Below are 12,857 nucleotides of genomic sequence, written 5' to 3'. Positions count from 1 at the left end.
CGCATGGCAGAGACAGCAACGCGCAGTTTTCCCAAACCGCAGTTCACGGACGCCGAGGCCGGGGCGCTCGTCTTCCCGAGCTCCGGCAGCCGCGCCTTCAACTACTACAAGCCGCAGAAGATGCGGGCCACCATGTACGAGGACGTCACCTTCGACGTCCAGCCCGACCCCGAGCGCCACCTCCTGCAGGGCTGGATCTACGGCTTCGCCGACGGCTCCAAGGGCTACCCCCAGGAGTGGACGCGGCTGCGCTCCGCCGACTGGCACGCCTTCCGCGACCCCAACGAGGAGTGGGAGCAGACGATCTACCGCAACAACGCCAACGTGGTGCGGCAGATCCAGCAGAACCTCGAAGGCGCCCGCAAGGCGGAGGCCTACGCGCAGTGGACCCCGGCGTGGAGCCGCTTCGTGGAGCGCAACGTCGGCGCCTGGATGCACGCGGAACAGGGCCTCGGCATGCACGTGTTCGTCGCGGTCCAGCGCTCGGGCCCGACCAACATGATCAACAACGCGATGGCCGTGAACGCGGCGCACAAGCTGCGCTTCGCCCAGGACCTCGCGCTGTACAACCTGGACATCGAGGAGCAGCTCGCGCACTTCGACGGCTCGGCGCACCGCGAGGTGTGGCAGTCCGAACCCGCCTGGCAGGGCGTACGGGAGAACGTCGAGCGCATCACCGCGGTGGAGGACTGGGCCGAGGCGCTGTTCGCGGCCAACCTGGTCTTCGAGCCGCTCGTCGGCGAGCTGTTCCGCAGCCACCTGGTGATGCAGATCGCCGCCCGCAACGGCGACTTCACCACGCCCACCGTCATGGGCGCGGGCGAGAACGACTACGACCGGGACCTGCGCTACACCCGGGCGCTGTTCTCGATGCTCGTCGAGGACGGGACGCACGGCGCCGCCAACCGGGCCGTGCTCCAGGAGTGGCTGGAGCGCTGGGTGCCGGTCAGCCTGGAGGCCGCCCGCAGGCTCCAGCCGCTGTGGTCGCAGCCCGAGGAGAAGGTCCTGCGCTTCGAGGACAGCCTCGACCGCGCCAAGGAGCGCGAGGTCGCGCTCCTGGCCGGGCTCGGCCTCGGCGCCGACGCCCACATCTCGGCCGGCAGTGAAGGGAGTGCCAAGTGACCGCCCAGGGTAAGCAGTTCGCCGTCGATCGCAGCTCGTCCAACCGCTGCGGAGTGACGCTGATGAACAACCAGAACGGGCATGTCGTCGCGGACGTCATGCGCGGCAAGAAGGGCGTGGTCGTCACCGACTACCCGTCCATGATCCGGGTCGACGGCGACCGCGTCATCGACTTCGACTTCGAGGAGATCTCCGAGGCGCTCGGCACCGAGTTCTCCGTCGAGGACTTCGAGGAGATCATGTCCACCCACTACGGGCGCATGGTCCACCTGGACGACCGCACGATCCTCTTCGCGAACCCCGAGGACGCGGCCGAGTACATCGACTTCGACCTCACCCCCGTCGAGTCCTGACCCCACCCCCGGGGGCCCGGCTCCGCACGGCCGGGCCCCCACCCCGTGACAGAGCAACAGCGAAGAAGGAGCCCGCATGTACCACAAGGACGGAGTCGACTACTTCGTGGTCGACGGCCACATCCACTTCTGGGACGCGAGCGAGGAGAACACCGCCAACAAGTACGGGGAGGGGTTCATCCGCTGCTTCTACGACTACCAGCGCAACCTGAGCCCGAAGGAGTGGGTGTGGCCGCTGGAGAAGTTCCGCAAGTACAGCGAGCAGGACATCCTGCACGACCTCTTCGAGACCGGCTACGTCGACCGTGCCATCTTCCAGCCCACGTATCTCACCGAGTTCTACACCAAGGGCTTCAACACCACCGAGTCCAACGGCGCGCTGGCGCGCAAGCACCCCGACAAGTTCATCGTCAACGGCGCCTTCGACCCGCGCGAGGGCGAGGCCGGCCTCGACCGCCTCGAACAGCTGGCGGAGGAGTGGAACCTGCGCGGCCGCGGCGTGAAGCTGTACACCGCCGAGTGGCGCGGCGACTCCAAGGGCTACAAGCTCAGCGACCCGATGGCGCTCACCTATCTCGCCAAGTGCGAGGAGCTCGGCATCCGCAACGTCCACATCCACAAGGGCCCCACGATCTGGCCGCTGAACCGGGACGCCTTCGACGTCGCCGACGTGGACGCCGCGGCCACCGCGTTCCCCGGACTCAACTTCGTGGTCGAGCACTCGGGCCTGCCCCGCCTTGAGGACTTCTGCTGGATCGCCACCCAGGAGCCCAATGTGTACGCGGGCCTCTCCGTCGTCCTGCCGTTCATCCACACCAGGCCCCGCTACTTCGCCAAGGTCATCGGCGAGCTGCTGTTCTGGCTGGACGAGGACCGCATCACCTTCGGCAGCGACTACGCGATCTGGAGCCCGAAGTGGCTCATCGAGTCCCTGGTGGACTTCCAGATCCCCGAGGACATGCAGGGCGAGTACGGGCAGCTCACCACCGACTTCAAGCGCAAGGTCCTCGGCCTGACCATGGCCCGCCTCTACGACATCAAGGTGCCGGAGGCGGCGCAGATCAAGGACGCGGGGACGGTGGCCGCATGAGCGCGGTCGCCACCGGCACGCCTCCGGCGGCCGAGGAGGCCGCGGTCCGCTCCCGGCAGGCCACCGAGGCGCTCGCCGCCGTGCTCGACCCCGAGCTCGACCGGCCCATCACCGACCTGGGGTTCGTGCACGGCGTCACCGTCGACGGCGGCCGGGTGTCGGCGAGGCTGCGCCTGCCCACCTACTTCTGCGCGCCCAACTTCGCCTGGCTGATGGTGGACGACGCCCGCAGGGCGCTCGCCGGGCTGGCGTGGGCGGACAGCGTCGAGGTGGTGCTGGAGGACCACTTCGCGTCCGACGAGATCAACGCGGGCGTGGCCTGCGGGACCGGCTTCGACGAGGCGTTCCCCGCGCTCGCCGACGCCGAGCGGCTCGACGGGCTGCGGGAGGTCTTCCTGCGCAAGGGCATGATCGCGAGCCAGGGCCGGATCGGCCGCCGGCTGCTCGCCCACGGCTGGACACCCCAGCAGCTCGCCGACGCCAAGCTGGGCGACCTGCCCGAGCGGGTGGGACTGCCGCTGCTGCGCCGCCGCAGGGCGCTCGGCCTGCCGTCCTCCACCGGCGCACCCGCCTTCGTGGACGACAGCGGCCGCGCGGTCCCGGCCTCCGGCATCGAGCGCCACCTCACCCTCGCGCGGACCACGGAGGTCGGCATCGACGCCAACTCCGAGATGTGCAAGGGCCTGCTGGCCGTCCGCTACGGCGAGGACGCCGTCCTGTCGGGGGAGGGCGCCGCGTGAAGGCCGTACGCACCCACGCCTACGACACCACTCCGGTGCTCGAAGAGGTCCCCGACGCCCAGGTGCAGGGCCCGCTCGACGTGGTCGTGCGGATCGGCGGCGCCGGACTGTGCCGCACCGACCTGCACATCATCGAGGGCCAGTGGGAGCCGAAGACCCATGTGGCGCTGCCGTACACGCAGGGCCACGAGAACGCCGGCTGGGTCGAGGCAGTCGGCAGCGCGGTCAGCCATGTCGCCGTCGGCGACCCGGTGATCCTGCACCCGCTCGTCACCTGCGGGCTGTGCGGGCCGTGCCGCCGCGGCGACGACGTGCACTGCCAGGCCTCCGCGTTCCCCGGCATCGACGCGGACGGCGGCTTCGCCGAGCTGATCCGCACCAACGCGCGGGCCGTCGTCAAGCTGGACGCCTCGCTCGCCCCCGCCGACGTCGCGGCGCTCGCGGACGCCGGGCTCACCGCGTACCACGCGGCGAAGAAGGCGGCCCGCAGGCTCGCCCCCGGCGACAAGGCCGTGGTCATCGGCGCGGGCGGCCTCGGGCACATCGGCATCCAGGCGCTGCGCGCGCTCACCCCGGCCGAGCTGATCGTGGTCGACCGCTCACCGGAGGCCCTGAAGCTCGCGGGCACCCTGGGCGCGCACCACACCGTCGTCGGCGACGGCAGCCAGGTGGAGCACGTGCTCGACCTGACCGGCGGCCAGGGCGCCGAGGCGGTGCTCGACTTCGTCGGCGAGGGCGGCGCCGTCGAGGACGGGGTGGCGATGCTGCGCAGGGCCGGCGACTACCACGTCATCGGCTACGGCGGGAAGCTCGACGTGCCGACCATCGACATCATCTCCTCGGAGCTGAACTTCGTCGGCAACCTCGTCGGCTCCTACACCGACCTGGTGGAGCTGATGGAGCTGGCGGCGCGCGGCCTTGTCACCCTGCACACCTCCCGCTACCCGCTCGACGCCTTCAGTCAGGCACTGGAGGACCTGGACGCCGGCCGGGTGCGCGGCAGGGCGATCCTCGTGCCCTGACCCGCGCCCGCCCCAGAACAGGTGGCGGCGGCCGTCCGTGGACCCCCGGCCCTCCCGGGCCGGAACCAGGGTCGGCGCATCACGGATCCGCACGGCCGCCGTCACCGCCGTCCCCCCCTCGACCCGCCGCCGGCCCTCCCGGCCCCCCGACCCACCCCGAACGTGAAAGGACGCCAGCCATGGCGAAGGATCTGCGCTTCAACTCCGAAGCGCGCGCACTGCTGCTCAGCGGAGTGAACGCCCTGGCGGACGCGGTGCGCGTCACCCTCGGCCCGAAGGGGCGCAACGCCGTCCTGGAGAAGCTGACGGGTCCGCCCACCATCACCAACGACGGCGTGACGATCGCCCGCGAGATCCAGCTGAAGGACCCGTTCGCCAACCTCGGCGCCCAGCTGGCGAAGGAGGTCGCCACCCGCACCAACGGCGAGGTCGGCGACGGCACCACGACCGCGACCGTGCTGGCCCAGGCCATCGTGCGGGAGGGGCTCGCGGCCGTCGCCGACGGCGCCAACCCGATCCTCGTCAAGAACGGCATCGAGGCCGCGGTGGCCCGCGCGGTCGAGGGCCTCCAGGAGCAGTCGAGGCCGGTCACGTCGGACGACGAACTCCTGCGCGTGGCGGCCCTGTCCGCCAACAACGACCCCGCGATCGGCGAGGCGATCGCGCAGGCCGTGGCGCGGGTGGGCCGCACCGGGGTGGTCACCGTCGAGGAGTCCTCCGCGTTCGGGCTGTCCGTCGAGTACGTCGAGGGCCTGGAGTTCGACAGCGGCTGGATCTCCCCGTACATGGTGACGGACTCGGCGCGGCAGGAGAGCGTGCTGGAGAGCCCGTACATCCTGCTGTGCGACTCCAAGATCACCGCGGTGCAGGAGCTGATGCCGGTACTCGAACAGGTCATGCGCACCGGCTCGCCGCTCGTGGTGATCGCGGAGAACGTCGACGGGCCCGCGCTCGGCATGCTCGTCACCAACGCGGCCCACGGCACCTTCCGCTCGCTCGCCGTGCAGGCGCCGGGCTTCGGCTTCCGCAGGATCGCGGAGCTCGAGGACCTCGCCGCCCTCACCGGCGGCCGGGTCATCACCGGCACCGCGGGCCGCTCGCTCGACGGGGTCGCCCTCGCCGACCTGGGGCGCGCGGAGAAGGTCGTCGCGACCGAGCGGTCCACCACGGTGCTCGGCGGCGGGGGCAACGAGCAGCAGGTGGTGGAGCGCATCGAGAACCTCAAGACCGAGCTGGAGCGCGCGGTCAACGAGCACGACAGGGACAAGCTGAGCGAGCGCATCGCGAAGCTCTCCGGCGGCGTGGCCGTCATCCGCGTCGGCGCTGCCAGCGGCGTGGAGCTCAAGGAGAAGCAGATGCGCCTTGAGGACTCGCTCGCCGCGACCCGCGCGGCGGCCGAGGAGGGGATCGTCGCGGGCGGCGGCGCCGCGCTGCTGCACACGCGTGCGGCCGTCGCCGCCCTCGACGGGCTCACGGGCGACGCCGCCGTCGGACGGGACATCGTCGCCAAGTCCCTCGCCGAGCCCCTGCGCTGGATCGCCATCAACGCGGGCCTCGACGGCGACGACGCGGAGGAGAAGGTCTCCCACCTGCCCCAGGGCTGCGGGCTCGACGCGCTGCGCGGCGACTACGCGGACCTGTTCGTGCGCGGTGTCATCGACCCGCTGAAGGTGACCCGCTGCGCGCTGCTGAGCGCCGCGTCCATCGCCGCCCTGCTGCTCACCACCGAGACGCTGATCGTCGAGGAGGTCGTGCTCAACCCGGGCGCCATCCCCTCGTCGGAGATCGGCGACCTCGCCGAGGGCCTGGTGCGGCCCTCCAACATCCCCTGATCCGCGGACCCACGGGTACGGGCGGCGCCCCGGGCACCGGCGGCGCCGCCCGTACCCGCCGTGCGGACGTCCGGCCCTCCCGGCACTCGCTGTCGGCCGAACCAGCAGGCGGTGCAACGGACCATGGACGGTAAGACCACGGGTGACGCGTCCCGCGTGCCCGAGCAGGAGCACGCCGGGGGCGCGGGGCCGCTCCCGGCCGCGGCGCGGGCGGGCGGGCAGGGCGGGGGACGGGTGCCGGGCGAGCGCAGGCCCAGGCTGCGGGCCGGGATCTCCTACACTCTGCTCGGCCCCGCGTTCGTCGCGGCGATCGCCTATGTCGACCCCGGCAACTTCGCGACCAACGTGCAGGCGGGCGCGGTCTTCGGGCCGCTGCTGCTGTGGGTGGTCGTCTCGGCGAACCTCGTCGCGATGCTGCTCCAGTACCTCTCGGCCAAGCTCGGCCTCGCCACCGGCGCGAGCCTCGCCGAGCTGTGCAGGACCCGCTACCGCCGCCCGGTGGTGCGCGGCCTGTGGGTGCAGGCCGAACTGGTCGTCGTGATGACGGACCTCGCCGAAGTGGTCGGCGGGGCCGTCGCGTTGAACATTCTCTTCGGCCTGCCGCTGCCCGCGGGGGGAGTGGTGATCGGGCTCGCCTCGCTGGTGCTGATGCCGATGAGCGGGGGCGGGAAGCGCCGGTTCGAGGTGGCGATGGCGCTGTGCCTCGCGCTGCTGCTGGGGGCGTTCCTCGGCCAGGTGCTCGGCACCGGCGGCTCCTGGGGCCCGGCGGCGGGCGGCCTCGTCCCGCGCATCGGCGGCGGGGAGAGCCTGCTGCTCGCAGGCGGCATCGTGGGCGCGACCGTGATGCCCCATGTCATCTATCTGCACTCGGCCCTGACCAGCGACCGGTTCAGCCTGGAGCTGGAGAACGGCCGCCACGACGTGCCGGTGCGGCGCAGGCTGCTGCGGCACGTACGGGCCGACGTGCTGGTCGCGATGGGGCTGGCGGGCGCCGTCAACGCGGCCCTGCTGATCTCGGCGTCCTCCCTCTTCCACGCGCACGCCCCCGGCGCCGGCGGCTCCCTCGCGGCCGCGCACCACGCGTACGCCGCCCTGGCCGGCCAGGGCGCCGCCTGGGCGTTCGCCCTGGCGCTGCTGGTGTCGGGCCTCGCGGGGACCAGCGTCGGCATGTACGCGGGCCAGGTGGTGATGGGGGGCTTCCTGCGCCGCCGCATCCCGGTGCTGCTGCGCAGGGTGCTGACCGTCGCGCCCGCGCTCGCCGTGCTCAGCAGCGGCATGAGCCCCACGCGGGCGCTGGTGGTGAGCCAGATCGTGCTCTCCTTCGGCATCCCCTTCGCGCTGGTGCCGCTGGTCGCCCTGACCCGGGACCGCGCGGTCATGGGCCCCTGGGTGAACCGCCGCGCGACGACGGCCGCGGCGGTCGCGGTCAGCGTGGTGGTCGTCGCGCTCAACGCGAGCCTGCTGGTGAGCCTGGTGTGAGCGGCGCCCCGCGGAAATCGCCTCGCGCCGCAGCGGGCGCGCGGCGGAGACTGGCGCCATGGCAGGCATGGGGGAGTTGAGGGACGCGGTGACCGCGTGGGCTGCGGGCGGCCCCGAGGGGCCCGCGCGTGAGCTGGCCGCGCGGCTCGCCGTCCGCACGGCCGTCCTGCTGGAGGGGCCGAGCGACGTCGCCGCCGTCCACGCGCTGGCCGGGAGCAGGGGCCGGGACCTGGCGGCCGAGGGCGTCTGCGTGCTGCCCATCGGCGGCGCGATGAGCGTCGGGCGCTACGCCGCGCTCCTCGGCCCCGCCGGCCTCGGCCTCCGCCTCACCGGACTGTGCGACGAGGCGGAGCGCCCGTACTACGCGCGCGGGTTCGAGCGGGCCGGGGCGGCCCGGGACGGCTTCTTCGTCTGCGCGGCCGACCTGGAGGACGAGCTCATCCGGGTGCTCGGCACGGCCCGGGTGGCGGAGATCGTCGAGGAGGAGGGCGACCTGCGGTCCCTGCGGACCTTCCTGCGCCAGCCCGCGCAGCGGGCGCGCGCGCCGCAGCAGCAGTTCAGGCGCTTCCTCGGCACGACCAGCGGCCGCAAGATCCACTACGGCGGTGTCCTCGTGCGGGCGCTCGGGGACGGCCGGGCCCCGGCGCCGCTCGACGGGCTGCTTGCCGCGCTCTGAGCCCTGTCCGCCGCGGAGCCGGCCGCCGCCGCGCCACCCGAGGGCCTCGACGGAGGGCGCGCCCGACCAGAGGAGCGGCGTCCGGAGTATTGACAATCTATTCATCGGGCGGAACTCTGCATGATCATATGCACAGCCGTCCGAGGAACGGAGAAGCGCGTGGCCGACTCCCTGGTCGAGCGGCGGTCCATCGACGTCGTGCCGGACGACGAGCGGCACGGCACCGCGTTCTCGCAGTTCACCCTCTGGCTGGGCGCCAACCTCCAGATCACCACCGTGGTCACCGGCGGCCTCGCCGTCGTCTTCGGCGGCGACGTGGTGTGGTCGCTCGTCGGGCTCCTCGCTGGGAACCTCGTCGGCGGCGCCGTGATGGCGCTCCACTCCGCGCAGGGACCCCGCCTCGGCCTGCCGCAGATGATCTCCTCACGCGCCCAGTTCGGCGTGAAGGGCGCGGTGGTGCCGCTGGTGCTCGTGGTCGTGATGTACATCGGCTTCTTCGCGAGCGGCACCGTCCTCGCGGGCCAGGCGGTCGGCAGGCTCACCCGCCTCGGACCGGTGGCCGGGATCGTCGTCTTCGCGCTCGTGACCGCCGCCATGGCGATCGTCGGCTACCGGATCATCCACGCACTCGGCCGGGTCGCCAGCATCGTCTGCGCGATCGCCTTCGTCTACCTCGGCATCCGGCTGCTCGACCACATCCACCTCGGCGAGGTCCTGCACGACCGCGCCTTCCACCTCCCGATGTTCTTGCTGGCGACGGCGCTCTCCGCGTCCTGGCAGCTGGCGTTCGGGCCGTACGTCGCCGACTACTCGCGCTATCTGCCCCGTACGACCAGCGCGCGGGCGACCTTCTGGTGGACGCTCGGCGGCACCGCGCTCGGCTCCCAGTGGTCGATGACGTTCGGCGTGCTGGTCGCCGCCACCGCGGGCGGCGCCTTCGTGGACGACCAGGTCGGCTACGTGGTCGGCCTCGGCGGTACGGGGGCGGTCGCCGCGTTCCTCTACTTCGCCATCGCGCTCGGCAAGCTGACCATCAACGTGCTCAACACGTACGGCGGCTTCATGTCGATCGTGACCAGCGTCAGCGGCTTCCGCGGGCAGCGGCGGCTCACGCAGCGCGGCCGGGGCGCGTACATCGTCTGCATCATGGTCGCAGGCACGGTCGTCGCGCTGCTCGGCCGGAACTCGTTCCTCGACTCGTTCGCCGACTTCCTGCTGTTCCTGCTGACGTTCTTCACGCCCTGGTCGGCGATCAACCTCGTGGACTACTACCTGATCTCGCGCGAGCGCTACGACATCCCCGCGCTCACCGATCCGCAGGGGCGCTACGGCGGCTGGCGCGGGACCGCGCTCGTCGCCTACGGGGTCGGCCTCGCCGCCCAGTTCCCCTTCCTGTCCACCAGCTTCTACACCGGTCCCGCGGTGGGGCCGCTGGGCGGCGCCGACATCTCGTGGATCGTCGGACTCGCCGTGCCCGCGGTGCTGTACGGGCTGCTGGCGCGGCACGAGCGCGGGGCTACGGCTGCTGCGGAGCCCGGTCCACGTACTCGAACACCGCGCCGTCAGGGTGCAGGGCGATGAGATTGCGGCCGCCCGGCGTCTCGACCGGGCCGACGAGCACCTGGCCTCCGCCCTCGGTGAGGGTGACCGCCGTGTCCGCGACGTCCTTCACCGCGATGGTCGCCGTCACCTTGCGCAGCACGTCGATCTCCGCTGCGGGACCGCTCATCAGCAGGAAGCAGCCCACCGCGGCGACGGACACGCCGCCGCGTTCGGAGCGGAGCGCCGGAGTGCCGGTGAGGCGTTCGTAGAACACCACGGCCCTGTCCAGGTCGTCGACGTAGATGCGCAGCGTGGTCCCGAGGATCTCCATGCTGATCAGATTAGTTGGAGAACCCCGCCCGGGGGGCGGGGTGTTCGGTATCCAGGCACCCGGCCGTCCGCGGCGGCGGGACGCGCGGCAGCCGGGGGGGCCGGGTGCGTCAGGCGCGGCAGCGCAGCTCCACGTTCGGGCAGACGAAGCAGGCGTCCGCTGACGCGCCCCAGGCGCGCCACGCCTCGGCGATGGCCTCCAGCTGCTCGCGGGTGCCCTCGCCCGACGCCGTCGCGCGCTCCGCGTAGGCGGACGCCACCGTGCGGTCCGCCCACAGGCCGCTCCACCACGCACGCTCCTCGGGCGTCGCGTAGAACCAGGTCGAAGCGGACGGCGTGACGTCGGCGAAGCCCGCCTCCCGGGCCCAGGACAGCAGCCTGCGCCCGGCGTCGGGCTCGCCGCCGTTGGCGCGCGCCACCCTGCGGTACAGGTCGCGCCAGTCGTCGAGCTCCGGCGGCTGCGGATACCAGCTGAACGCGCCGTAGTCCGCGTCCCGCACGGCGACGGTGCCGCCCGGCCTGCACACGCGGCGCATCTCGCGCAGCGCCCCCACCGGGTCCCCGACGTGCTGGAGCACCTGGTGGGCGTGGACGACGTCGAACGAGTCGTCGGGGAAGTCCAGGCCGTGGACGTCGGCGACCGCGAAGCGGACGTTGTCCGCCCCCGCCTCCTCGGCCGCTGCCCGCGCCTCCTCCAGCACGCCCGGGGCGGCGTCCACGGCCGTCACCGTGCCGGGGGCCACCAGGGCGGCCAGGTCGGCGGTGATGGTGCCGGGCCCGCACCCCACGTCGAGCAGTTCCTGCCCGGGCCGCAGCTCCGGCACGAGGTACGCGGCCGAGTTGGCGGCGGTGCGCCAGCGGTGCGACCTGAGCACCGACTCGTGGTGCCCGTGGGTGTAGACGGCGGTCTCCTTGGCCATGGGGCGACTTCCCTTCTCGCGGGTCGCGTGACGGGGTCACCGTAAGCCCGGTTCTGCATGGTGAGACAGTGTGTTCCGGATAGTGGACGGCGGGAAGGGTGGGGCGAGCGGGCGGGGAGACCGGGGCGCGGCTCAGAAGGCGGACGCGGAGAGCACCTGCGGCCGGTACACGGTCAACGCCTCCACCGCCTTGTCCAGCACCAGCTCGGGCGGGGCCGCGGTGACCTCGCCGTCGTACGCGAGCTGCGTGCCCGGCGCGAGACCCCCTATCCGCACCCGGCGCATCCGCTCGGCCGCGTGCACCGGGGACCTGCTGAGCGGCCCCGCGAGCGCCGCCGCGAACAGGCGCGCGCCCGGCAGCCGCCCGCCGTGCACGATCCGCACGTCGAGCAGCCCGTCCGCCAGGTCGTGCCGGTGGCCGGGCGTCGGACCCATCCGCTGGTAGATGTTGTTGCCGGCGAACAGCAGCCACAGCGTCCTGCGCACCCCGTCGAACTCGGCGTCGAGCTGCCGCCCCCTGCGCAGGGTCTCCAGCGCCGCGAGCACCCCGGCGGGCCAGCCGCCGAGCCGTGGCGCCCACCGCTCCCGCACCCGCACCAGGTCCGGATAGACGCCCAGGCTGAAGGTGTTGAGAAAGTAGCCGTGTGCCTGCCCGCCGGGACCCGGGGTGAAGCGCCCCAGGTCGACCCGTACGGCCTCACCCTCGGCCAGCGCCCGGCAGGTGTCGTGGACGGACTCGATGCCCAGGTCGTAGGCGAAGTGGTTGAGCGTGCCGCCGGGGAAGACCGCGAGCGGCACCCGGTGCCGCACGGCGGCCTGCGCCGCGCGGTTCACCGTCCCGTCGCCGCCGAGCACGCCGAGCGCCACGCCGCTGCGCGCCGCACGCTCCAGCTCGGCCTCCACGTCCTCGGGCGCGCAGGTGACGACCTCGGCGCGCGGCAGCGCGTCCGCCACCACGGACGCCAGCTCGGCGGAGCCCGACGCCCGGTTCGCGACGACCACCAGACCCTCGCCGCCCGGCAGCTTCGGCGCCTCGGCGAACGGCCTGCCGGGCGACGGCATCTGGGAGCGCGTCGGCACGATCCCGCGCACCGCGAGCGCCGCGCCGACGCCGAGTGCGGCGCCCGCGAGCACGTCGCTCGGGTAGTGGACGCCGGTGTACACCCGGGAGAATGCCACCGAGGCGGCGACCGGCGCCACCACCGCGCCCCACCCCTTCGACTCCAGTGCCACGCCCGTCGCGAAGGCCGCCGCGGACGCCGCGTGCCCCGAGGGGAACGACGTGGTGACCGGCTGCCGGCTCAGCCTGCGGATCACCGGCACGACGTCGAGGCGCGGCCGCTCGCGCCTGGCCGCGTGCTTGATCACGGTGTTGACCGTGAGCGAGGCCAGCGCGAGCGATGCCATGCCGCGCGCAGCGGCCCGGCGCGAGCGCGCCCCCTGCCCGAGCGCCGCGACGGCCACGGCCGCGCCTGCCCAGAGCAGGCCGTGATCGGCCGCCCGGCTCAGCCGCGGCAGCACGGGCTCGGCCGCCGGCCAGTGCCGGGCGGCGGCGAATCTGAAGACCCGCTTGTCCGCGGAGGTGAGCAGGCCCGCGAGCCCTGGAGTGTCTGCCATGCGCGTCCGCCTACCCCGTGCGCGTGCCGCTAGCCGGTGTGGGCGGCCGGGTGCAGCGCGCGTCCGGCGTGGGTAGCAGGGGAGCGGGGCGGCACCCGGCGGCACGGTTCGAGGAGCAGGCAATATCAAACCTC

General features: G+C 73.0%; 12 protein-coding genes. 9 read left to right on the top strand and 3 right to left on the bottom strand.

Annotation, left to right across the window (positions count from 1 at the left end):
* Nucleotides 1-3: 3 nt before the first annotated feature.
* The 9 genes from AB0910_RS02380 (at nt 4) to AB0910_RS02340 (ending at nt 9,895) form a co-directional block, all read left to right on the top strand.
* Entirely contained in the window at nt 4-1,122 is a 1,119-nt protein-coding gene (locus tag AB0910_RS02380; protein WP_366742589.1) for an aromatic/alkene monooxygenase hydroxylase subunit beta, read from the top strand.
* Nucleotides 1,119-1,475, top strand: a complete 357-nt coding sequence (mimD, locus tag AB0910_RS02375) for a propane 2-monooxygenase effector subunit MimD (protein WP_366742588.1) — start codon at nt 1,119-1,121, stop codon at nt 1,473-1,475. Before AB0910_RS02380 ends, mimD begins: the two co-directional genes overlap by 4 nt.
* Nucleotides 1,476-1,551: 76 nt before the next feature.
* Nucleotides 1,552-2,565 carry an amidohydrolase family protein gene (locus tag AB0910_RS02370; protein ID WP_366742587.1) on the top strand — a complete coding sequence of 338 codons (1,014 nt, stop codon included), beginning with the start codon at nt 1,552-1,554 and terminating at the stop codon, nt 2,563-2,565.
* Complete coding sequence (locus tag AB0910_RS02365) at nt 2,562-3,305, top strand: iron-sulfur cluster assembly protein (protein ID WP_366742586.1); 744 nt, start codon at nt 2,562-2,564, stop codon at nt 3,303-3,305. Before AB0910_RS02370 ends, AB0910_RS02365 begins: the two co-directional genes overlap by 4 nt.
* A complete protein-coding gene (locus AB0910_RS02360; protein WP_366742585.1) occupies nt 3,302-4,327 on the top strand; it encodes an NAD(P)-dependent alcohol dehydrogenase in 1,026 nt (341 codons plus the stop codon). Before AB0910_RS02365 ends, AB0910_RS02360 begins: the two co-directional genes overlap by 4 nt.
* A gap of 179 nt (nt 4,328-4,506) precedes the next feature.
* Complete coding sequence (gene groL, locus AB0910_RS02355; protein WP_366742584.1) at nt 4,507-6,159, top strand: chaperonin GroEL; 1,653 nt, start codon at nt 4,507-4,509, stop codon at nt 6,157-6,159.
* Nucleotides 6,160-6,282: 123 nt separating this feature from the next.
* Nucleotides 6,283-7,638 carry an Nramp family divalent metal transporter gene (locus AB0910_RS02350; RefSeq protein WP_366742583.1) on the top strand — a complete coding sequence of 452 codons (1,356 nt, stop codon included), beginning with the start codon at nt 6,283-6,285 and terminating at the stop codon, nt 7,636-7,638.
* Between the two features lie 58 nt (nt 7,639-7,696).
* The gene (locus tag AB0910_RS02345) at nt 7,697-8,314 is read left to right on the top strand and encodes a TOPRIM nucleotidyl transferase/hydrolase domain-containing protein (RefSeq protein WP_366742582.1); all 618 of its coding nucleotides are present in this window, start codon (nt 7,697-7,699) and stop codon (nt 8,312-8,314) included.
* Between the two features lie 159 nt (nt 8,315-8,473).
* Nucleotides 8,474-9,895, top strand: a complete 1,422-nt coding sequence (locus AB0910_RS02340; protein ID WP_366742581.1) for a cytosine permease — start codon at nt 8,474-8,476, stop codon at nt 9,893-9,895.
* Here the strand turns inward: AB0910_RS02340 and AB0910_RS02335 are convergent.
* From AB0910_RS02335 to AB0910_RS02325, 3 genes are all read right to left on the bottom strand, one after another.
* Nucleotides 9,831-10,187, bottom strand: coding sequence for a VOC family protein (locus AB0910_RS02335; RefSeq protein ID WP_366742580.1), 357 nt, complete (start codon nt 10,185-10,187; stop codon nt 9,831-9,833). The genes AB0910_RS02340 and AB0910_RS02335 overlap by 65 nt on opposite strands.
* Before the next feature lie 109 nt (nt 10,188-10,296).
* Complete coding sequence (locus tag AB0910_RS02330; RefSeq protein WP_366742579.1) at nt 10,297-11,106, bottom strand: methyltransferase domain-containing protein; 810 nt, start codon at nt 11,104-11,106, stop codon at nt 10,297-10,299.
* A gap of 132 nt (nt 11,107-11,238) precedes the next feature.
* Nucleotides 11,239-12,723 carry a phosphatase PAP2 family protein gene (locus AB0910_RS02325; RefSeq protein WP_366742578.1) on the bottom strand — a complete coding sequence of 495 codons (1,485 nt, stop codon included), beginning with the start codon at nt 12,721-12,723 and terminating at the stop codon, nt 11,239-11,241.
* Nucleotides 12,724-12,857: the final 134 nt, after the last annotated feature.

The sequence above is a fragment of the Streptomyces sp. NPDC047002 genome (assembly GCF_040704505.1).
GTDB lineage: Bacteria > Actinomycetota > Actinomycetes > Streptomycetales > Streptomycetaceae > Streptomyces.
This window is presented reverse-complemented; position numbering and strand designations above follow the sequence as displayed.

Bases quoted from the DNA above. Each gene is read 5' to 3' on its own strand.
- AB0910_RS02380 (WP_366742589.1), top strand. From the start codon at position 4: ATGGCAGAGACAGCAACGCGCAGTTTTCCCAAACCGCAGTTCACGGAC.
- AB0910_RS02370 (WP_366742587.1), top strand. From the start codon at position 1,552: ATGTACCACAAGGACGGAGTCGACTACTTCGTGGTCGACGGCCACATC.
- AB0910_RS02365 (WP_366742586.1), top strand. From the start codon at position 2,562: ATGAGCGCGGTCGCCACCGGCACGCCTCCGGCGGCCGAGGAGGCCGCG.
- groL (WP_366742584.1), top strand. From the start codon at position 4,507: ATGGCGAAGGATCTGCGCTTCAACTCCGAAGCGCGCGCACTGCTGCTC.
- AB0910_RS02350 (WP_366742583.1), top strand. From the start codon at position 6,283: ATGGACGGTAAGACCACGGGTGACGCGTCCCGCGTGCCCGAGCAGGAG.
- AB0910_RS02345 (WP_366742582.1), top strand. From the start codon at position 7,697: ATGGCAGGCATGGGGGAGTTGAGGGACGCGGTGACCGCGTGGGCTGCG.
- AB0910_RS02335 (WP_366742580.1), bottom strand. From the start codon at position 10,187: ATGGAGATCCTCGGGACCACGCTGCGCATCTACGTCGACGACCTGGAC.
- AB0910_RS02330 (WP_366742579.1), bottom strand. From the start codon at position 11,106: ATGGCCAAGGAGACCGCCGTCTACACCCACGGGCACCACGAGTCGGTG.
- AB0910_RS02325 (WP_366742578.1), bottom strand. From the start codon at position 12,723: ATGGCAGACACTCCAGGGCTCGCGGGCCTGCTCACCTCCGCGGACAAG.